21 protein-coding genes are annotated in these 22,299 nt (G+C 49.0%); all 21 read right to left on the reverse strand.

The genetic code is table 11. The features are described 5' to 3' along the window. Positions 1-8 precede the first annotated feature (8 nt). Entirely contained in the window at positions 9-1,478 is a 1,470-nt protein-coding gene (rng, locus tag BCT27_RS15445; RefSeq protein ID WP_017008132.1) for a ribonuclease G, read from the reverse strand. Further along, complete coding sequence (locus BCT27_RS15450) at positions 1,475-2,062, reverse strand: Maf family protein (protein ID WP_102390652.1); 588 nt, start codon at positions 2,060-2,062, stop codon at positions 1,475-1,477. The genes rng and BCT27_RS15450 overlap by 4 nt, the downstream gene beginning before the upstream one ends. A 12-nt stretch (positions 2,063-2,074) precedes the next feature. Further along, positions 2,075-2,563, reverse strand: a complete 489-nt coding sequence (gene mreD, locus BCT27_RS15455) for a rod shape-determining protein MreD (protein ID WP_017008130.1) — start codon at positions 2,561-2,563, stop codon at positions 2,075-2,077. Beyond that, positions 2,556-3,494: a rod shape-determining protein MreC gene (gene mreC / locus BCT27_RS15460; protein WP_102396165.1), complete on the reverse strand. Its 939-nt coding sequence runs from the start codon at positions 3,492-3,494 to the stop codon at positions 2,556-2,558. Before mreC ends, mreD begins: the two co-directional genes overlap by 8 nt. 41 nt (positions 3,495-3,535) lie before the next feature. Continuing rightward, positions 3,536-4,579, reverse strand: coding sequence for a rod shape-determining protein MreB (gene mreB, locus BCT27_RS15465; RefSeq protein ID WP_002537278.1), 1,044 nt, complete (start codon positions 4,577-4,579; stop codon positions 3,536-3,538). Positions 4,580-4,695: 116 nt separating this feature from the next. After that, the gene (locus BCT27_RS15470) at positions 4,696-7,689 is read right to left on the reverse strand and encodes a DUF6701 domain-containing protein (protein ID WP_241908581.1); all 2,994 of its coding nucleotides are present in this window, start codon (positions 7,687-7,689) and stop codon (positions 4,696-4,698) included. After that, complete coding sequence (locus tag BCT27_RS15475) at positions 7,686-8,126, reverse strand: MSHA biogenesis protein MshP (protein ID WP_102396166.1); 441 nt, start codon at positions 8,124-8,126, stop codon at positions 7,686-7,688. Before BCT27_RS15475 ends, BCT27_RS15470 begins: the two co-directional genes overlap by 4 nt. Continuing rightward, positions 8,116-8,874, reverse strand: a complete 759-nt coding sequence (locus BCT27_RS15480; RefSeq protein WP_102390656.1) for a PilW family protein — start codon at positions 8,872-8,874, stop codon at positions 8,116-8,118. Before BCT27_RS15480 ends, BCT27_RS15475 begins: the two co-directional genes overlap by 11 nt. Continuing rightward, positions 8,874-9,494, reverse strand: coding sequence for a type IV pilus modification PilV family protein (locus BCT27_RS15485; RefSeq protein WP_102396167.1), 621 nt, complete (start codon positions 9,492-9,494; stop codon positions 8,874-8,876). The genes BCT27_RS15480 and BCT27_RS15485 overlap by 1 nt, the downstream gene beginning before the upstream one ends. After that, positions 9,481-9,933, reverse strand: a complete 453-nt coding sequence (locus BCT27_RS15490) for a type II secretion system protein (RefSeq protein WP_102396168.1) — start codon at positions 9,931-9,933, stop codon at positions 9,481-9,483. Before BCT27_RS15490 ends, BCT27_RS15485 begins: the two co-directional genes overlap by 14 nt. Then, positions 9,934-10,356, reverse strand: a complete 423-nt coding sequence (locus tag BCT27_RS25980) for a type II secretion system protein (RefSeq protein WP_102396169.1) — start codon at positions 10,354-10,356, stop codon at positions 9,934-9,936. Then, a complete protein-coding gene (locus BCT27_RS15500; protein ID WP_102396170.1) occupies positions 10,353-10,958 on the reverse strand; it encodes a hypothetical protein in 606 nt (201 codons plus the stop codon). Before BCT27_RS15500 ends, BCT27_RS25980 begins: the two co-directional genes overlap by 4 nt. Positions 10,959-10,967: 9 nt before the next feature. Then, complete coding sequence (locus BCT27_RS15505; RefSeq protein WP_102396171.1) at positions 10,968-12,200, reverse strand: type II secretion system F family protein; 1,233 nt, start codon at positions 12,198-12,200, stop codon at positions 10,968-10,970. Further along, positions 12,200-13,915 (reverse strand): GspE/PulE family protein, encoded by a 1,716-nt coding sequence (locus BCT27_RS15510; RefSeq protein ID WP_102396172.1) that lies wholly within the window; start codon positions 13,913-13,915, stop codon positions 12,200-12,202. The genes BCT27_RS15505 and BCT27_RS15510 overlap by 1 nt, the downstream gene beginning before the upstream one ends. Further along, positions 13,905-15,185 carry a tetratricopeptide repeat protein gene (locus tag BCT27_RS15515; RefSeq protein ID WP_102396173.1) on the reverse strand — a complete coding sequence of 427 codons (1,281 nt, stop codon included), beginning with the start codon at positions 15,183-15,185 and terminating at the stop codon, positions 13,905-13,907. Before BCT27_RS15515 ends, BCT27_RS15510 begins: the two co-directional genes overlap by 11 nt. 6 nt (positions 15,186-15,191) lie before the next feature. Next, positions 15,192-16,025 carry an ExeA family protein gene (locus BCT27_RS15520; protein WP_102396174.1) on the reverse strand — a complete coding sequence of 278 codons (834 nt, stop codon included), beginning with the start codon at positions 16,023-16,025 and terminating at the stop codon, positions 15,192-15,194. 14 nt (positions 16,026-16,039) lie between these two features. Further along, on the reverse strand, positions 16,040-17,662 hold the full coding sequence (mshL, locus tag BCT27_RS15525) for a pilus (MSHA type) biogenesis protein MshL (protein ID WP_102318051.1): 1,623 nt from the start codon (positions 17,660-17,662) through the stop codon (positions 16,040-16,042). A gap of 5 nt (positions 17,663-17,667) precedes the next feature. Further along, positions 17,668-17,994 (reverse strand): MSHA biogenesis protein MshK, encoded by a 327-nt coding sequence (locus BCT27_RS15530; protein ID WP_102318050.1) that lies wholly within the window; start codon positions 17,992-17,994, stop codon positions 17,668-17,670. Then, a complete protein-coding gene (locus tag BCT27_RS15535; RefSeq protein WP_102318049.1) occupies positions 17,978-18,634 on the reverse strand; it encodes a type II secretion system protein GspM in 657 nt (218 codons plus the stop codon). The genes BCT27_RS15530 and BCT27_RS15535 overlap by 17 nt, the downstream gene beginning before the upstream one ends. After that, complete coding sequence (locus BCT27_RS15540; RefSeq protein WP_102396175.1) at positions 18,631-20,082, reverse strand: MSHA biogenesis protein MshI; 1,452 nt, start codon at positions 20,080-20,082, stop codon at positions 18,631-18,633. The genes BCT27_RS15535 and BCT27_RS15540 overlap by 4 nt, the downstream gene beginning before the upstream one ends. 142 nt (positions 20,083-20,224) lie before the next feature. Continuing rightward, positions 20,225-22,177 (reverse strand): RNase E specificity factor CsrD, encoded by a 1,953-nt coding sequence (csrD, locus tag BCT27_RS15545; protein WP_198597574.1) that lies wholly within the window; start codon positions 22,175-22,177, stop codon positions 20,225-20,227. Positions 22,178-22,299: the final 122 nt, after the last annotated feature.

Genomic DNA, 22,299 nt, shown 5'->3' on the forward strand with positions numbered 1-22,299 from the left:
TGTTCTCATTACATCATGACGACGTCAAATTGCTCTTGGGTATACAGCGGCTCAACATGGACTTTCACTTGCTTACCGATAAAGACTTCAAGCTCAGCAACAGCATGAGACTCTTCGCCTTCGAGCGCTTCACCGACCGCAGGTGATGCGTACACCACAAACTTGTCCGCATCATACGCACGGTTTACTCGGGTGATTTCACGCAATACTTCGTAGCAAACCGTTTCAATCGTCTTCACTGAGCCGCGGCCTATACACGTAGGACACTGACCACACAGCACATGTTCAATACTTTCTCGCGTGCGCTTACGCGTCATCTCTACCAAACCAAGCTGGGTAAAACCGTTGATGTTGGTTTTCACACGATCTTTCGATAGCCCCTGCTCTAACGATTGAAGCACGCGCTGGCGGTGCTCATCAGAGTTCATATCGATGAAATCGATGATGATGATGCCGCCCAAGTTGCGAAGCCGAAGTTGACGCGCAATGGCGCCGGTCGCTTCCACATTGGTGTTGAAAATGGTTTCTTCGAGATTACGACGGCCAACAAACGCACCCGTATTGATGTCAATGGTGGTCATGGCTTCGGTCTGATCGATGATGAGATATCCGCCAGACTTCAACTCCACTTTACGGTCGAGTGAACGCTGGATTTCATTCTCAGTATCAAACATATCGAAAATAGGCTTATCACCGGTGTAAAGCTCAAGTTTGTCATTCAGTTCAGGCACAAACTCTTCAGTGAACTCACTGATTGCATCAAGCGTTGCTCGTGAATCGACGCGAATCAGCTTCAACTCCGTGCCAACAAAGTCACGCAATATACGCTGCGCCAAGCCTAGCTCACCGTAAAGCATCGATTTTGAAGGGCGTTTGCTGCGACGCTCCAACACCTTGTTCCAAAGACGCTTTAAGAACGCGGCATCGTGTGCCATTTCCAGATCCGATGCACCTTCGGCAGCGGTACGGATAATGAACCCGCCCAAATCATCACAATAATCAGAGACAATGCGCTTTAAACGCTCACGCTCTTCTTCGCTTTCAATGCGCTGAGATACACCCACATGGGATGCCCCTGGCATAAAGACCAGATAACGGGAAGGCAACGTGATATCAGTCGTTAGACGCGCGCCTTTCGTGCCCAACGGGTCTTTCACCACCTGCACGACAATGTCTTGTCCTTGGCGTACCAGTTCAGAAATGTCCCTGACTTGGAATTGCTGCTTTTCGTTTTCAGACACACATTCCGTGTGCGGAACAATGTCTGATGCATGAAGGAAAGCCGCTTTGTCTAAACCAATATCAACAAACGCTGCTTGCATACCTGGCAGCACTCGGCTGACTTTACCTTTATAGATATTGCCAACAATACCGCGTTTGGCTTCGCGCTCGATATGAACTTCCTGAAGGTTTCCGCCTTCAATCATCGCAACACGCGTTTCAGTCGGTGTTACGTTAATCAACAACTCTGCATTCATAGCTTTTCACCGCGTAATTTTTTGAATTCGGTCAACAGAGCATCTGTCTCAAATAGGGGGAGGCCGACAACAGCATGGTAGCTGCCATCAATGCGCGTCACGAAGCGCCCGCCTAAGCCTTGAATACCATAGCTTCCCGCTTTATCAGCCGGCTCACCACTTTGCCAATAGGCCGTAATTTCTTCATCACTCAATGCTTTAAACCATACATGAGTTGTGACAAGCGTGGTGAGGGTTTGGTTCCGATCAGCAAAGGTTACCGCCGTCATTACCTGATGTTGTCTGTCCGACAATTGGCGCAGCATGCGTCGTGAGTCATCAAGGTTTTGTGGTTTTTCAAGCACAGCACCATCACAAACCACAATGGTGTCAGCACCTAAAACAGGCAAATCCGTGGGCGCAGCGTCTACACCCGCTTTGGCTTTATCAAGAGACAAACGGCGGACATAGTCCGCCGCTTCTTCGTGAGGTTGACGTTGTTCTTCAACATCAACACGTAAAATAGAAAACGACACAGAGAGCTGTTCGAGTAATTCTTTTCTGCGCGGCGAGGCAGAGGCAAGATACACGTGAAGCGCAGACATAAAGGCTCCAGATTACTTAATGGAAAACTGACGACGAACGCGACGCAGTAAAAGGAATAGCCATGGCCACAACAGGAAGTTAAGCACCCCGGACCAAAGGATATTGGGGTCGAACTGTACATCTGACACCAAGTATTCCGCCCAAAACTCTAACACCTTTCCTGCCAGCGTGAGCAACGACAACAGTGCTGCTTGCTGCCAAAGGGACATATTTCTCAACAACTGGAAGTTGAGCGCGACAATATAAATCAGCACCGACATCATGAGGCCACGCACACCGAGCGTCGAGCCCAGCATCAAATCCCAAAGCAACCCAAGCACCAACGCCGTCCCGACATTCACACGATGTGGTAATGCCAATACCCAGTAAAAGGCCACCAGCAACACCCAAGAAGGACGAAACGGGGCTAACTCACCAGGCCAAGGCGCGGCTTGAAGGATCAGCGCAACAATGAATGACAGCCAAATAAGCGTATGACCGCGCACAGTAGAATTAGCCATTGGTGGTCTCTTGTTGTTCTGTAGCAACATCTGGGTTCACAGTAGGAGTAGCATCACCCTCTTGTGCACCTTCAAGGCTTTCGTCATTCGCGGGGGCTTCGTCTTTATCGACATTGGTTGGCCACACCAGCAGCAAATAACGCAAGCGATCAAACTGCACTTCTGGCTTCGCATCCACTTGCGCAAACGGACGACGGTTATCAAAGGAAAACGAACTCACCTTCGCCACCGGATACCCTTCAGGGAAAACACCGCCCAAGCCGGACGTGACTAACATGTCGCCCGGCTCAATGTCAGCGCTACTTGGAATATTATCGAGTTGGATATTGTCGGTCTGACCTCGGCCTGCCGCAATCACTCGCACATCGTTACGCACGACTTGCACAGGGATCGCATGGGTAGGATCCGTGATCAGCAACACGCGGCTGTTATGCGCCCCAACATAAGAGACTTGGCCGACGATACCGCGCTCATTAAGCACCGGCTGGCCTTCATACACACCGTTTGTTCGCCCTTTGTCGATCATGACCTGATGCTTGTAAGGATCAGAGTCAACCGCCATGACCTCCGCCACCATCTTGCGCTCATCGCGCACAAACGGAGAACCGAGTAGCTCGCGAAGACGTTGGTTTTCCTGCTCCATTTGCGTAAACAGCAACTGGCTGCTTCGAAGCATCAACACTTCTTCTTTCAGCTTGGAGTTATCAATCAGCAATTGCTGGTGAGAGGTAAACTGACGGGAGACGTTATCCAATAAGTCACGCGGCACGTTAGAGGCATACTGCAACGGCGCGACAACGGAATTCAGAAGATAACGAAAGTTGGTGAAAGCACCAAGACGACTATCAGCCAGCATAAGGCTGGCTGATATCAATAGAGCGAAAAACAGGCGTAATTGTAGCGATGGCCCACGGCCAAATATCGGTTTCATTCACTTACAACCTGTTAAACCTGTAAATAGGTGGACGCGAATTAGTCTTCGCTGAACAGATCGCCACCGTGCATGTCGATCATCTCAAGCGCTTTACCACCACCACGCGCAACACACGTCAGTGGTTCTTCAGCAACAACCACAGGGATACCGGTTTCTTCAGTCAGTAGACGATCAAGGTCGCGAAGCAATGCACCGCCACCCGTCAACACCATGCCACGCTCTGAAATATCAGACGCAAGCTCTGGTGGACATTGTTCCAGTGCAACCATGACCGCAGAAACGATACCGGTTAGCGGCTCTTGCAGCGCTTCAAGGATTTCGTTTGAATTCAGGGTAAAGCTACGTGGTACACCTTCTGCAAGGTTACGACCGCGTACTTCAATCTCGCGTACTTCATCACCAGGGTAGGCAGAGCCGATTTCGTGCTTGATACGCTCAGCCGTTGCTTCACCAATCAAACTACCGTAGTTACGGCGCACGTAGTTGATGATTGACTCGTCAAAACGGTCGCCACCAATACGTACAGACGATGAGTAAACCACACCGTTCAGAGAGATAACCGCGACTTCCGTGGTACCACCACCGATATCGACCACCATAGAACCGGTTGCTTCGGAAACAGGAAGACCCGCACCGATTGCCGCCGCCATAGGCTCGTCAATCAAATACACTTCACGTGCACCTGCACCCAATGCGGACTCACGGATTGCACGACGTTCAACTTGGGTAGAACCACAAGGAACAGCAACCAATACACGTGGGCTTGGTCGCATAAAGCTATGATCGTGAACCGTTTTGATAAAGTGCTGCAGCATTTTCTCGGTCACATAGAAGTCAGCGATAACGCCGTCTTTCATCGGACGGATAGCTGCGATATTGCCAGGGGTACGACCCAACATTTGCTTGGCTTCATGGCCTACAGCAGCAACGCTTTTTGGTGAGCCTGCACGATCTTGGCGAATAGCGACAACGGACGGTTCATCAAGAACAATGCCTTGTCCTTTAACGTAGATAAGTGTGTTAGCGGTTCCTAGATCGATAGACAGATCATTAGAGAACATGCCACGAAGTTTCTTAAACATAATCTTCGGTTAATCCTGCAAGCGTTAAAATTCTTCAAATTCCGCTAAATGTACCAATGCTGACGGGGCGCGGCAAGGCGATGATCTACAAACCTGAATGAGATCAGTCTTTTTTTTCATTCCCCTGTCAAAGTGATGTTTTTTTCACCTTTAAATATGACGCGATCGCTGCCTCTGTAGAAACCAAATGTTCCTATTGCTGACGGATCTTCATTAAAGCTGTCGCCCTGCCAACGGTATTGCAGCCAAGTTTGACGCAGACCACTTTTTGTTGGCGCACCGAGCTTTTGCCAGAATCGAAACTGCTCACGATTTGGCCCTTTACTCTGATTTGGCGGAATAACCTGAAAAACAGAAGTGCCCTTTTCGACACGTTTCGTTTGAACAACCTCATTCGCGCTGTTTTTTAGCACTATCTTGGCGCGGTCAGCCTCGACGGTTGTGTCACTAAAAAGTACGTCTTTTTGAGCAACGCCTGCCTCAGTGGAAATATTGGTCGCGTTATCTCGTTCATTGGTCACAAAGTGAGACCCGTTGAACACTTCGACAGTCACAGGCAGGGTTTGTTCACGCTTTAAGTTTTGGGTTTCCGTAAAACCTTCAATACGCATGCGGCCGAAGAGGAAGTCGCCTCTGCCGAATTCTGCGCCAAAATTTTTCGATTGAGGGTTTTGTACTTTATCGACACAGTTTGTCCCATCTGGTGACTGGCAATATTTGAAGTCAGTGTTATCGCGATCTGACTGAGCTACACCGACAGCAAAATGAAGAGGATCAAAAGGCCCATCAGGAGAAGAAGCTTTCTGAATCTCCATCAATCCACCGATAGAAACTTCACTATACCCCCCTGGACCAGACGTCCACTGAACGCTAGGCAGTTCAGGATGGCTCCAACGAGAAGACAAGTCTTGCCCAGTATAGGGATAGTGTGAATTGGAATGTATTACCCAATCAGTAAAAGATGCCTTCTCCCCGGCATCTAAGTAACGATGATAGTTTTTCACTGGCTTATTTTGTGCTGTCATCGCGTAAACGGTAAACATCCCTTCAAATGGCTGACCGAGATACGTAAAACCGTTAGCCTTTTCGTCGTATGCTTTTTCTACGCCCGGTGAAACTTTAGATGCAGATGCGAGAGAGAAATGTGATGGATAGAACCGTCCAATGTGCATATCACCTCGGTTCACCTTCATATCCAAATATCTTCCATTAACTTTAGAGCGGAGTTTAAATATGCCAACATCGTTAACCTTCAACGAAGGAAATGCATAAACACCATTAACAGCATCGATATTTGATTGAACAACAGCACCTTCTACATTTGTACTTGAACCAAGAACAGGAAAAGCAATTCTTGCTTTATTTCGAATAGTTACTGTTGCTTCGGGTGCATTTACATGCCAAAAACTAGGCGTTGAAGGGCGTGAGCAATAATCTTCCGACCATAAATTTATTTTAGACTCGTCGTCTTTGTCGCCATCAAGCCATATGACGGGTTTTAGATTGACACTAAACGGCGCTCCCGCATAAGTAAAAGCATCTGATGCTGTGGAGTGTCCCTTATCAGAAGCGTTAATATCACAAATTGCTAGGGTGTAGGGGCGAACATCTAGAAAAGCTGTGCCTCGTACACGATCATCTTCATCGACTGTTTCTTTATTTTGAGGTAATGGTGGTTCTATTTCACTCAAATCAAACTCGTACAAATCAAAACTCACTTGCCCAGCGTCATCATATTTGACCTCGAAAGCATTCTTTGCCAACCCATTTACAAACTCGACATATTTATATTTAATAAGTGGAACATTAAGAAACTGGATTTTCTCAGGTGCTTCTATGTCATCAAGATAGTTTGGGGATTGGTATTTTACCTTTCCAATAGCAAGTGTTTTTATCCCTTTGTAGTTTCCTACTACCTCACAATTCCCTGAAGTTGATGCTACTGCTTCGAGAGACAAAAATTGAGGTTTACCCGCTACCATTTTTGCAGGTTCAGGATTAACCCTAAAGCTCACCGGCGCAAAACGATATCGCCCACCGACTTCAAAGAGCTCCCCTGTTTCAGTGCTATCAAACTTTGCATTCACATTCACAGTATTGTCCGCATTACTTTGCAACCAAAGCGTTCTTCTACCCTTGGAAAGATTGACGGTTGTCGGATTAGATAAACATGGAGACGTCAACGATGTCGACAAACAAGAGTATTCCTCTTGACGTGTTATTCTGGCGATAAGCTTACCTGAAATATCCGCATCTACATTACCATCAGCATCGACGACTTGAAAAGTAATGGGAACTCTAGAACATGAACTTGAATACGTATTTTTCGGTGTCATCATGAGTTTATATTTCATATCCAATGGCGAATAAGTGATACTTGAATCATTATTCATGGTGACTCTTCTTGCAGTCACAGCTCCAATGACATGGCTGTTATTAGAAAAAGCCACCGTCGCTTCAGAGTAGATATAACCTTGAATATTAGCTGAATTATTCATTTGAACAGAAGGTAAATATTCAATTACTTCATCATAGCCATGGACCCATATGGTGACATCTTCCGGGGTGCCATTATAATTGAATTTAGCGCCATTACTCATGTGTAACTGGTTCACATGAATTTCAACTTTACCGTTTACTTTTATTGATTTTCCATTATTTACAATCAGCTGACCAAAGTAATAAACGCCTGGTTCTAATTCTAGATTCTGACTCACCCTAACTGTTTTGAAGTGAGGATCTTTTGGTGATAGTTTATCTCTAGAACCATTCCATTGACCTGGAAACTCTCTCGGGTCAAGTTCATCATCATCAATAAGTTTTAAATTTGCATTCGCCCCTCGAAACGATGAGTCGCTATTATTACACTCAAAGTAAACTTTACCATCTGCAGAGCAATGATCGGAGTTCCAACGAGGTTTATATTCATTAAACCCAATTTTAAAATTTGGATTGCCAGGATAAACAATATGTCCCTTCCCAAGCATATCCAAGATAGAACTCGTGCCAGTAGGTGACTGTGCAGGTCCAGGGAAGTACCGAACATCCGAAGCTAAAACCTGAAGACTAAATAGCGCAGCGATAAAGAATAAACACAAACGAATACTCACAGCATCAACTCCTTCGCCCAACTCTCTTGCACACGAACCACTTTCAAATGCCCGCTTCCGCACTCGCCCTTACTCTCTATGCGATATTGAGCAAGTTCATTCTCTCCAATCACCTTACAAGTCACTGACACAGAACACCCTCGTAATCCGTCAGTGTTAAACTTCGTGACTCGAGGCGTTTCATCGCAATCGGCGACTGGCGGCTTAGCCACATCCATTGCATGCGGAAACAGCCGCGCCATCGCAGATTCAGTTCCGCTATTTGCCGCAAACCAAGCACGAGCACCAAGCACTTCACGCGCGGTGGTGTCGCTTTGTGACCAGTTAATCTGCATGAGTGCAGCCCCTAAAGCTGCAAGCGCTGTGATCGTAAAAACAGAGACAATCAACATGCTGCCTTTTTGGTGTCTGCGGAATGGAGAGATACTACGGCGCATTCATCACCTGAATGTTCTGGTTGTACACGGATGTCTCACCGGACTGACTGAAGTGATAAACCACTTTCACAAGGTTACGGCGAGATAAAGAGGTCGAATCTATTGAGAACCCACTTCCTGTTGTGAGGTGTTGAGCAAGCGTGATATCTCGGTTTGTGCCATTAACACGGCGGACTAAGTTGCCATTATCAAAACACAGAGTCACAGAGTTGCTATAGACATAAAAGCGTTTGGAAGGAGAACCAGAAGGCCAAGGATCATCACTGTTTCGACTGACGGTTATTTGATTATCTTTAGCCGATAAGATCGTGAAGCTGTTATCCGGATCTAGACCGTTATTCTTCGGCGCAAGGTCATCCGGTTTCATTGGAGAAAATACAAGGCGGTGGCTGCCGTTACCCACCGTTTTCTCCCAATATTCATCGGTTGTCGACATGCCAACCTCAAAGGTGTTTTTCCCTTCTGGGCGAGTGTTATACAAACCTGTGAATCTGACTGGTGTATACACCAAACATTGACCACTTCTAAATGTGGCGATGCTGTTTGGTACGGCATGGCGCAATTCGCGCCCTAGTCGCTCAACCACAAAGCGGGCTTGGGATTGTAACGCTTCGCGATTTTTTGATTCCACATACCCACTGGTACCGCTTTCGATAAAGCCAAAGATACCGACAGACACAATCGCGAGGATCGTCATGGTGACGATGAGTTCAACCAGCGTAAATCCTGATTGATAATGCCGTTTCATCAGAAATTGCTCCGATAGGCGCTGAAGTCAAAACGGCCAAACTGCCCTGTATCAACCACCATGTCGATGCGTTTATAGAGCTGAGTATTCTTCGTGCTACCCGTAAAAGTTGAATTGTCATAGGTGACACTAATGTTCACCGTAAAGCCCACGTAATCATCGGCGCTCCCGCCTATCAACTCGTGTAAGCCTCCTTCGTACTTACTCGTACAAGCACTGCTATCTGCCCCCCAACAGCCAATGTAGTCTTCGGTGGCCACAAAGCCGTCTACTGCAACTAACGTTGGCGTGCAGGCAGGAATGGTGCCGGGCGCTGGAATGCCCAAGGCTTTTACCGCATCGGCATTTTCATCACAGCGCCATTGGCTGCCATTGGGGTCGCTATTGCGATCAAATTGTCGCGCCAGCACTTCTGACATCACGGCTTGCCCCAACGCTGCTGCGCGGGCTTCAAAGTGAGGGTTGGCAGATTTGGCGAACATAGGAAATAAGGTTGTGCTGATCAACACCATCGCCACACCAAAGACGACGATGCCGATAACTAATTCCACCAGCGTGAATCCGCGCTGATGGTGGGAAATAGGGGTTGAATACTTAGAGGTGTTTTCAGTCACAGGCATAGAAATAGCCTTCACTGTTGGCACAAATGCTGGCTGATGCACTGCCTTGGGAAAAGGTGATTTTGCAGGAATTTCCGCCACATAATGGACGTCCAAGCAAATCATACTCAATAGAATATGGGCCAGAAGCCCTGACATCAGAGTCCGAAAGGTCAACCACATCACTGCGGTTCTCATCCTCACCCAACTTACAGGTATCAGAAGAAACACTGCCGCCCATACGGGTGGCCGCGATACTTAAGGCAAAGCAGCTATGCGAAGGATCTTCCTGCTGCATAGCACGAAGCTGGACTTGTCTGGCAACAGACAAGCCAGTATCCCGCGCCCCGATCACTGAAAAAGCTTCAGCTCCCGATAAGCGCGGTACGGCAAACACACTAATAATACCGAGGATCACCAAGACGGTGATGAGCTCGATTAGGGTGAAGCCTTTGCTCACCTATTCCTCACAGGCTTTAACTGTTGTTTTAGGAAACTTATTAGCGTCAAACTCATAAATCACACAAGTTACATCTGTACCAATTGTTTGGCCTTTCAGTGCATATTGAGCTTTATTCGCCACATCATAATTAGATACCCAATCCGTCGATAGCCCAGTAACTGCAGCACCGATTCCTAGTTCAGCTGCTGTTGGATAACCTTCATCCGTTACGGTAATACCAGCAGCACTGCCATTAACTTGAACTTCAGCAAAAGTTACATTGGCTGCACCATCAATTGCACCTTTTAATCCCTGCAATGCAGCATTTTGTGCATCAGTTTTAAAATCAAAGAATTTAGGTGCTGCTGTCGCAGCCAAAATACCCAGAATCACGATTACCACGATCATTTCGATCAGCGTAAAACCACCTTGACGTTTCATTGTGTCTCTCCTGATTTATTCAATACCTCTGTCCTGCCCGAAGCGGGATAGTAGGCAAATACATGGTTAACCGATTCTTCGGGTGAACCATCTCTCAAAAAACCGGCATTTACCGGTCGTTCAAATCGGCAATAAGGGGGAGAAGGTTGCGTCCCGTTCTCCAATACCGCTACTGCACGAACCCTTGGCTGGGGGCGAGAAAGCGCCTTAGGCCGAGTGTCTTGTTCTAGCCAATAAGATTGGCCAGTTAATGCTTCAAATAGCGCACCGCAATCTTCTGCGGTCAACGCTGACAGGGTTTTCGCCCCGCCTTCTAAGGCAAAGGGATATTGCCCATTGCCTATTGTTCCATCCGTTAGGCGAAAACGCTCACCATCCAGTACCACGATGTTTTTGCCCTGCTCACCGGAAGCCGTGTTACTCAGACGGCTGTGGTAATACACATTCTGTGCTGCGCCTTGAAAAGCATTGGCCAGATAGCGAAATTCCACGGCATCGGCGTAACGAATAATGCGTTCATAAGCGGGTATTGCGGCAGTCGCCATTGTCCCGATCATGATCGTTAATACTCCCCATAGAACAGACGTGTTAAGCACGTTCATGATCGCTGCTTATCCACCACGGATAAGGTCTAGCATGTTCCACATTGGCAAGAAAATACCCAGCGCGAGAATCAACACCATACCCGCCACAATCAACAGCAGTATGGGTTCCATCCGTGCAGACAAGGTTTTCAAGTCATAATCCACTTCGCGGTCATAAAATTCGCTGGCTTCAAGCAACAAACTGTCAATTTGTCCTGTTTCTTCACCCACCTGAATCATCTGGTGAACCAATGGCGTAAAAAGTTTGCTGCCTTCGGTGACGGAACTCAGGTTCACCCCCGATTCAATCGCACTTTTCATGCGATCCACTTCCGTGGCAAGAAAGTGGTTATCCAACGCTTCACCGGACATCTGTAGCGCCGTATTGATGGGCACACCCGCACGAAGCATCAAGGCGAACGTGCGCGAGAAGCGCGACATCAATGCTTTGTTGACCAATGGCCCAACAAGGGGAGTGCGCAGTTTGAATTTGTCCCACGACACACGGCCTTTATCCGTGTTCTTCCATAGGCTCCAGCCAACAAAAGAGCACACGCTTGAGATCAGCAATAGCCACCAAAAATCGACGAAGAAGCTCGATGTTGCCATCAAAATTTTGGTTGGCAGCGGCAAGTCAGAACCGAACTTCGCGAACATGCCCGCGAACTGGGGAATAACTTTTACGTTCAAAAACACCATGGCCGAGATGATGACCATGAGGACAAAACTTGGGTAACGCAGCGCCGATTTGATGCGGCGACGGGTTTCCATTTCTTGTTCGAAATACTCCGCTAATTGCAGCATGGCGTCGTCTAGTCGCCCTGTGTTCTCGCCCACTTGGATCAGCGACACAAACAAATCACTGAACACATGAGGGTGGTCTCGCATCGACGTCGATAACGCGCGGCCATTCGACAGCTCATTGCAAATCGACAATAGCGCCGCTTGAAGCGGTTTATCCGCGGTGCTTTGCGCCAAGCCTTTGATGGCGCGCATCAATGGCACGCCCGCTTTGGTCAGGCTGTACATCTGGCGACAAAGGATCACCAAGGATTCCAGCTTCACAGGGCGCTGGAACAAAGACAACGATGATTGATTCAATGACGTTTTTTGCGCGCGTGCCGTTGTTGGCGTCAGCGATAACAGCACCATGCCGCCATCAACGATGGACGCAATCGCTTCACGTTCTGAGCCCGCCTCTACCACGGCAGAAACGCGCTTACCATCGGCCGCACGGGCGGTATAACGAAAACGTGCCATTACGCACTCACTAATGACATAGCGGCACCTTCAGAGAGCTTCATCGTCTCTTCCAGGGTGGTACTGCCCTGCTTGGCGTAATCTAGCGCACAGTTCACCAACGGCTTATAGCCAGGTTGCTGCTCGGCAAGTAACGCAAACGCACGCGTGTCATTGGCGCGCAGTGCATCCATCAAATCAGGGGTAATTTCGAGCAGTTCAAACACACCAATTCGGCCTTTATAGCCGGTGAAATTACAATGCTGACAGCCACGGCCTTTGTAAAAACCAATGCCCGCCGATTCCGGCATGGTCGTGGTCAGCCATAGAGACTCGCTTTCATCCAAGGCGTGAGGCACTTTGCAGTCGGGGCAGATTCGACGAATCAGGCGCTGCGCTAACACTGCACGTACCGCACTGGCAACCAGATACCCTGGCGCCTCCATGTCCAGCAAACGCAATGCACTGTCGATAGCATTGTTAGTGTGCAGTGTGGATAACACCAAGTGACCCGTCAGTGATGCGCGCAGACCGATTTCGACGGTTTCAAGATCACGCATTTCCCCCACCAGAATGATGTCTGGATCTTGGCGTAAGAAAGTACGCAGCGCGGAGGAAAACGTTAGGCCAATCTTGTTGGCAATTTGTACTTGGTTGATGCGCGGCAGACGGTATTCCACCGGATCTTCCGCCGTCAGGATCTTCTTACCCGGCACATTGAGTTCGTTCAATGCGCCATACAAGGTGGTGGTTTTGCCCGAGCCCGTTGGCCCTGTCACCAAGATCATGCCGTGAGGGCGACGCAACTGATTTCGGAAGCGCTGCAACATCACTGGATCCATACCCACTTGGGTCAAGCTCAACACACCCGCGGATTGGTTAAGCAGACGCATCACCACAGATTCGCCGTGCTGAACAGGCAAGGTCGACACACGCACATCAATGGCATTGCCACGCACATTGATATTAAAACGCCCGTCTTGCGGCAGACGTTTTTCAGAAATGTCCATGCCACTCATTAGCTTCAAGCGCAGAACAAGGGCAGACGCAATGGCGCGTTCTTTCAATAGGGTTTCATGTAAAATGCCGTCAATACGCTGGCGAATACGTAATGCGTCAGCATCAGGTTCGATATGAATGTCCGAGGCATTCACCTGCACAGCATCTTCAAACAAAGAGTTGATGAGTTTAACGACCGTCACTTCTTCAGACTGGTCGTCTTCCGCACCGAAATGTTGTTCCAGTTTAACCCCATGCTCTGCTTGCAGACGCTCTGCAAACGAGGCGATATCACTGGTGCGGCGGTAGTAGCGATCAAACGCATCAACCAAAGGTTGTTCTGCCACAATCAGCAGCTCAACACGGTATTGATGCAGCAAATTCAGCACGCTTTCTTGCGCCGCAAGATCCGCAGGATCCGACATGGCAACACGCACAGTGTCATCCACTCGACCAATCACCAGCGCGCGCAAACGTCTCGCATGCACTTCTGGCAACAAAGTCACCGCGCTTGGATCCACTTGCGTCAGACTCAGATCGATCAGTGGTACATTCAATTGACGCGCAAGGAAGTCGAGCAGCTGATGCTCTGACAAGATCCCCATGTCCATCAAGGTGTCGCCAAGCTTGCGGCCAGTTTGAGATTGGCGTTGCAAGGCAGCACTTAAATCATGATCAGAGATGATTTGCTCTTCAACCAACAAATCCCCCAGACGTTTTCGTAGTTTAACGGCCATCTGAGTCTCCTTCTTTCTGCGCTTGGTTATTGATATACACCAAACGTTGACGGGCGAATTGCACGGATTTATCGCTTAAACCACCCGCCTGAATCGCCGATTGATACGCGTCTTTTGCTGTCGATAGTTCGCTTTGGCGTTCGGAAGACACCGCATACCCTAACCACCAACGGCCATCATGTGGCTCATTGCGCGTCAGCCATTGGTAGCTGTCTTTGGCTAACCCATGACGACCCAGTTTCTGCGCTAAGGCAGCACGCATCGACATGTAGCGACGCTGTTCGCCGTCTAACGTGTCTACCGGGGTCATCAGCACATTCAATGCTGATTCTTCACGGCTATTTTGCTGGTACATGCGTGCCAAGGTCAGCTTGAGTGACGCCGCTTGCGGGTTCGCGCTGATGCCTTTTCGCAGCACGCTTTCTGCATCACGCAGCTTTCCTCTGCCATAAAGCAAGCCCGCAAGTTGATTAGTGGCTCCAACATGGTTCGGTTGGTATTTCACGGCATCACGCAGGTACACAATCGCTTTTTGGGTATCGCCCACTTGCGTACGTTTTTGCGCTTTCTTGTACGCGATAGCCGCCAAGTCTTCACTGCTGAGCTCAACGGTTTCGACCGTCAGTGAGGACTCAGATGTGTTTTCTACAGCATCATTTTCAGCATCTGAAGATGATGCTGCGTTCACAGACGGTTCGAGGTTTGTTACCGCGACAACGCGTGGTGTACGCTTTGATGCCTCAGGTGGCGCGCTCGCAGATGTTTTCACTTCGGCTTTTGTGCTGATAGCCGCAAGTTCTACTGTCGGCTCTATAGATTCAACAGGCGTAACAAGTGTCGCTTTGGGTGCTGGTGCGTTCTCAACAACCACGGCTGGCGGTTTTGACGAAGGCACTGACGCTTTTGGAGAATCATTCATCGCGACAAAAGCGATGTCTTTTGTTGCCACTTTTTTCGTCACACTCGACGTCATAGCTGGCGCTTTAACGGCTAGCTCATGGATGGTCACGTCAATTTCAGGCTCTTTGGCCAACACATGCGCAATCACTTGAGGCTGGACGATAACGGTTTTGTCTTCACGTTCAGCATTATCGCCATTGGCAGCAATCGCCCAGGCAATGCCTGACGCCCCCATCAAGGTCGCAACAATCGCTAGCACCACACGTACAACGCGGAATCCCCACGTAGCCGGGATCGCTGCCACGGAGACGGTATTTTCTTTTTGAGCTGGCGCGCTAAGGTCGCTCAGCATTCGATTCAATTCACTCATGTGTTCCTACCCCCACAAAGCACGCAGCGCAGAGTGCTGCTTCGCCAGCGGTGTATCTTTAATCGCTAAACGGACGGCGCGATCAGAAACCTGACGGCGTCCTTTGCCATAACTCAATAACAGGGACTTATGGCATAGCTGATGAATCAATCGGGGAATGCCTTGGCTTGCTACCCAAATACGACGTTTCGCCCACCCGCTAAAGTGTCGCGACAAAGCGCCTTTTTCACTCATTCGATGGTCAATGTATGCTGACGCTTCGGCATAGGTGAGCGGCGATAGGGTTGCGCTAAAACTGATGCGTTGCAGTAGCTGACGCATATTGTGCTGCGACAAACGCTCATCCAATTCAGGCTGCCCAAACAACACAATCTGAATCAGCTTACGCTGTTCAGTTTCAAGGTTTCCGAGCAAGCGAATGGCTTCAAGCACGTCATCAGGCAAGGCTTGTGCTTCATCGCACAAAATCACCGCTGGCTTTTCAGCATGCGCAGCCGCAATGGCGGCTTGTTGAATTGCGCCCAAGACTTTGTCTTCTGACAAGGCTTCCGGCAAAGTTAACTCATCCGCAATCATGCGATACAACACAGACACGGTATTCGCAGGGTTTGGCAAAAAAACCAAGGTACATTCTTCGGCAAGTGTCGACAGAAGAAGGCGGCACACCATGGTTTTACCCGTGCCAACTTCGCCCGTGATCTTCACCAAGCCTTCACCCATTCTCACCGCCATGACGCTGGTATTGATGGCGTCAACGTGCGACTGCGTCCCGAAAAAGCTTCGGGTATCCGGCGTTAAGCTAAAAGGGGCGGCATTTAGGCCAAAGTGATTAAGGTACATTGTGCTAATTTCGCCTACTTCGCGTCGTTCTCAGGGAACCATTCGTTAAGAAGCTCACGTGAACGCTGAATCTCTTCTTGCCACGTTTGCTCGCCCACCACGGAAGGTTGAAGCAAGATGACCAATTCAGTTTTCTGCTTCAAGCGATTCACGTTGCGGAAAAGATGGCCCAGCCCCGGAATATCGCCCAGTAGCGGTACTTTCGACACTTTCTCGTCGAAGCTTGATTTCATCAAACCGCCGATCACCACCACGTCGCCAGAGCGCGCATGGATAATCGAATCAGACTCGCGGATCGAGGTTTTCGCCAACGGCAACACATACGGTTCAGACGCGCTGCCTAATTGAATGGTTTTCTCTTCCGTCACCACATCAATAACCGCAGGGTGAACATGAAGCAGCACGCCATTGTCGTCATCAATTTGTGGCGTGACATCTAAAGAAATACCAGAGAAGAAAGGGGTGAGTTCGATGTTTGGCCCTGACTCTGAGTTATCGCCAGAACTGTCGCTGGATGAAATGTCTGTCACGAAATACTCATCGCCACCGACTTTGATCACCGCTTTTTGGTTATTGGCTGCCGTCACACGAGGGCTAGACAGGACGTTCACATCACCTTGGGTATCCAGGAAGTTCAGTACGGCTTCGAAATGCCCATCCGTGATGGTGATATTGGTTTGTCCGCCAATCACATTGGAAATCAGATCGCCCGCCAAATCAGAGGCAGGACGACTCACATCAACACCACCGCTGCCGATACTTTTGCTGATGTTTGACCAATTCACGCCTTGTTGGTAGCCATCACTCAACGTCACTTCAAGGATTTTGGCTTCCAAGATCACTTGGCGCTTTAGACGTTTTTCAGAAACTTCAAGAAAGCGTTTCACTTCACGAAGCTCGTTCGGAAATGCCTTCACAGTGATCAAACTCGCTTGCGGAGAAACGACAATAGAGCGCCCCTCCCCCGAACCAATCATGGCACTCACCGCGCGTTCAAGTTGCATCCAAAAACTGCTTTCTGAACGGGTTTCAATCACAGTGCCGCCCGTCGATTTCGACGCACGTTCGCTGTCTTCACCGCTGTCACCACTTGAACTTCCGCTGTCAGTGGATATCGCCCCCGTGCTGATAGACGTTAATGACACGCCTGCACGCTGCAATTGTAAATAGTCGACAGCGAAGGTTTCAGTGCGAAGTGCCGCTGGGAAAATTTGGATCAGGCGACCCTGTGTTTCAATGCTGTAGCCGTAGATATCAGAGACCACGTCTAAAGCTTCTTTTACCGTCACGTCTTTCAGCGATACTGTGATTTTACCGCTGACATCAGGGTGCATCACGAGGTTGAAATCCGTGCCTTGAACGAGGCTACCAAAAAAAGCTTTGGCATCGATGTTATTGGCGTTAATGCGCAAACGTTTTTCAGTCACCATCGCGCCGCCCGCAGGGTCAGAAAAGTCCCCCATCAAATCGTCCGTTACCGCATCAGGCAATGCCGACAAAGGCTGAGTGGTACTTTGCGCATACGCTTCGTTCAACGCCGCTTGCACATCAGTCGGCTTTTGATGCCCCACACTTTGGCACGCAGTCAATAAGGTTGCCGCTAAGCAAGTCAGCAAGACTTTGCCTAACATCTTCATATTTCTCACTGTACCACCTGCTCATTGAATACGGTTAAGGACCAACGGCGATTGCCACGCACTAGCGTGACGGCCTCTTCGTTGATGGCGCGAATGACATAGCCATTGATCGATTGGCCGTTCGCAAGCGCCCGACCATTCAGCACAGCAGAACAATCGTTTTCGCTAGCACACAAGATCGCATCCAAACGAGGAAGCCGAACCTTGGTGCGCTTTGTAGGTTGACTCGGCGCTTCAAAGCCAAGCGGTGCGGTTGGATCGGTTGCCGCCAAAGACGGCAATGCAAGAAAAAGCAAGCACATACCAATGACGCTTTTAGCCATTGTTTGCATGCACACCTCCAATAAAGACGGGGCTTTCACCAAGGGTGTAAACCTGCAATGTCACTTCTGCTAGCGGATACGCTTTGACGCGATAATCAACACTTCGCCAATAATATTTCACGGGGAGCGCTTCGAGTGCCGCTAAGTAATCAACGATGTCGAAATAGCGCCCTTGCAGTTCAATTTCGACGGGGTGTAAATAGAAACCCGCTTGATCTTTCTCGGTCAATTGCGCCGCTGGCAACGTCGTCATTGATAATAAGGTTAATTTATCTGATTGCTTTAAAACGCTCTCCATCAAGCTTGCCATTTGCGGCGCACTCACCAAACCTTCTGTTTTACGCGCCATTTCCGCATCTAAAAGCGTGATTTCTTGATTCAACGATACCAGTGTGTTTTCAAGCTCCGCATTCGCAGACGTATTGAGCTTTCCTTGCTTCATAACATTTAGCGCCAACAAATCTTTCGTGGTTTGTTGCTGCTGAGAAAGCTCGACGTTTGCCGCACTGAATGTTTTGGCAATCGGCTCAAGGAAAATGAACACACCAAGGCCCATGATCAGCAACCATCCCGCGCTGGCGATCAGCCATTGTTCACGAGCTGTTAAACCTTCAAACTCTTGCTTTAGTTTTTCCAAAAATGCGTTCATTGCTTGCCTTCCTCGCTCTCACGCTTAGATTGCAAATTGAACGTCAGTCGATCGTTTTCATCACGGACCAATGCCATGTGCTCAAACACACGGTGCGACAGCGGTGGTTGTGTTTCGAAGGATTGGAGCCAAGCTGGCACGGCATCTGGCGACGCCGCCGATCCTTGAATGTTCAATGCGCCTTGGCTAACAAAGATGTCTGACACGGACACATCTCTGCGCGATAACGTTGCAAGCGCGCGGAAGGTATCAGCATGGCCCTGTTGCAAGGCTTTATCGTGTTGACGCACAGCATCGAGCGCGGCTTTTTTCATGCGAACCGACTCTTGTGCGCGCTGAGTGTCGTTGACCATGCTGACCGACGGTAAATGCAGCTTAAGCTGGCTATTGAGTTCATCCGACAGTGTCTGCGCGACCTTAAGTTCAGACGCGGATACTTTTAGAGCTTGGTTTGCATTCGACAACTGCCACTGTTGGTAAGCAGCCACTAACACCAGCATGAATGCAGACACGCCCCAGCAAAGCAACATACGTTCAAATGAAAGCAAAGGTGTCGATTGGCGTAGATCATCACTGAAAAGGTTAATGTCTGGCGAACTGTCATTGTCGAGGGCTGCGAGCGCGATGTTGTGCAGGTGGTCATCCGAGTCAAACAAGGTTTGAGGTCGAACCTTCACCGTCAGGCGAGAAGAGAGCTGAAAAGCCAGTTCTGTATTGTCCGCCGCTTGGACGCTAACAACCAATCCACTGACCTGTGCTTCTTTCAGTTGCGAGCGTAAATAATCCAATGAGCGTTGAATTTCTAACGCCAAATCATCAACAACCGATGGCGACAGCGAAACGCCATCAAACATCACGCCACGGACTTGTCGCTGGAAGCACAATTTGCCCAAGCTAAAGACGCTTAATTGGATAGCACCTTGGCCGTCTTGGCTGAGCACCATTTCTGCTTTATCCAGTGCAGTCCATTGACGGAGTAACACATCTTCAACAGACACATTTGTTAAGCGGCAATGGTTTTTCTTTAAGGCATCGTCAAGTTGAGCAAGCAGAGACTTGTTACAAACGAAGACTTGGTAGCGATTTGCAACGGGTAACCCGTAGCCATCGGCGACAATCTCAGAAGGAGAGTCAGAAATATAATCTTTGATCTGAAAAGGCAATGCGGAACGTTTGTCTTCATCAGACAAACCCGGATTATCGATCAGCAGTGATTGGTACAAACCGTGACCAAGCACGAGATGCACATCCGAATGATTGACGCCTTGCTGCTGTAACAACTGCGCAACAACACGCGTAGCATCCGTTCCGGTCACAGGCAAGCTCGCCACATGCTTAACCTCATGCAACAAGTGGCTTATAACTATCTGATTTGCAGACACAATCAAGCTAACAACTTGACGCTGCTTTCGGGTCGGAATTTTTGCGATCAAAGAAGAGAGTGCCATCTACGTCTACAACAAGTTAAGGTTTGTTAAAAACATGTTTGAAGTACGGCATATTCTATCAAAATTTACGCCAAAAAATAAGTGGTTATGGCGACAAAATCATGACACTCACGTATAAAATTTATCCATCACAGTGCGTACATTATTGTTTACGCCAACGTTGTCTTTTGCGGGTTGCAGGGCTACTTGAAAGCTCCGCACCTAACCATCGACCTTGACCTCCTTGTACGCCGAGTTGCATCAAAATTTTCCACTCATGCTCTGACTCGACACCAACTGCTAACACTTGCGTTGGTGTTGGCTCACAAGCCCCCAACATACTGCGCACATAAAGTTGATTTTCAGGGCGCAGATGAATGTCGCGAACCAGGCTTCTGTGCAGCTTGATATATTTAGGTTGAATGTCTTTCACGTAATGGGTGCTGACAACGGAACGACCCGCCTGATCGACCACCAACGGACACCCTAATGCACGGATCATGCGAAGCGTTGGACGCACGGCATCGAAGTGGTTGACTAGCGGCCCTTCTGACACTTCAAACATCAATCGATTTAGCACGCTGCGCGGTGTTTGGAGCAATGCATCTCGCAGCCATTTTTGGAAAGGTCGCTGACGCAATGATTCGGCACACACGTTAATGGCGAGGATTTCTCTGCCATCGCCTTGGCGAAGTTGCTGTAAGGCCTTGGTCACAACAGTACGATCGAGTCGGCTGTTAAAACCGATTAAATCTATCCCATTCATGAAGCGAGATGCTTTGACCACTAAACCATTTTCGTCTTTTATTCGCGCAAGAAGCTCAGTGTGAAGATCATTCTGCAGGCTGTCCTTCACGGTTTGACGGTATAAATCTGGTCCACCGTTTTCAAAAACACGTGTCAGTAGCGTACGCCAGCGCACGCTGCCTCGAGCATCTTCTGCTACCACATCTTTCTTAAAGGCATACCAGCCATTAGAAGCTTGCAAAACGGCACTGCGTTTTGCCATGTCGGCCTCTTCCATCAAACGACCGCGACGTTCGCCGGTGGTAAAGAAGGTCATCCCCATATGTGCCCAGTTTTCCTCCTCAAGTACTTCTGGAGGGGTTAAACGCTCTAACGCCTTCATGAGCTGGTTGGCAAATAATCGCGCTTCTTTGCCCGATTGGTGAACCAACAAGATGGCAAACTCAGTGTCGTAGTAGCGCGCCAAGATCGCATCAGGGAAACGCTGCACAGCATTCGACAGCACATTGCCGACTTCTTTGACCCATTCGTCAGCGCCGGATTTCCCAAGTTCTTGCACTAAAGCGTCCCACTCGCCAATTCGGATGATCATGACTGCACCCTGTGCACCTTTGTCTTGCAGCAGGGTTTGAAGACGGTTGTCGAACATCACGCGGTTAGCAGCACCAGTGAGTTTGTCGAGGAAGGTATTGGTTCGAATAAAGGTATCGAAGCGGCTGCGCTCCTGCCTTGCATCACGGAGCTCAGCAATCATTTGATCAAGTGCAATGCTGGCGGTAACTGGCCACTCTCGCTCGTCTCCCTTCTGCACTTCTTCCGCGCGACCAGCGAGAATCATTCTCCCCCGGTCTTCAAGCAGCTCTGCACCGTGCAATTGCATTTTGAGCCAACGAATGCCCCAAGCTAACGACAGCACGATAAACAAAACAGCAAGAGAAAGGGAGAACATGGGGCCGACGGAATACGCAAAATCTGCGTAAGGTGGTACGGCTTTTACCGTCACGAAGAAACCGGGGTTGTTCGGCAATTCATAGCGGTTTTCCACCAATTCCACCGGGCGAACTGCAATTTGGATTTGATCGTAGCGGTACAAAAGCCCTGTGCGGCTGCTGATTTCAAGCTCTACCACATCACTGGCTTTCAGCAATTTCGGTAGCCACATACCAATGTTTTCAGTTTCGACAGGATTAGTGACTGCGTCGTCGATTTGCACGACCACTTGTTTCAGGTAATGGGAGAGAAAGTCCGTTCCCAATTTACGGAAGCTGACGGCACCGCCAATAAAAAGCACAAACATCGCACAGACGACGATAAGCGTAACAAAAGCCACCAATCGATTGGTGAGCTTCATCCCGACAACTTTTCTCATGTAAAGTCCATTGTTGGTATTGGCCACTCTCTAAATCCTTATAAAGCAGTTTAGCGAGGCCAAGGTTGCATTTCGGCAAGTGTTTTAGAATATTGGTACGCGTTTACAGGCACGCGTTGTTC

Source organism: Enterovibrio norvegicus, assembly GCF_002876705.1.
Lineage (GTDB): Bacteria > Pseudomonadota > Gammaproteobacteria > Enterobacterales > Vibrionaceae > Enterovibrio > Enterovibrio norvegicus_B.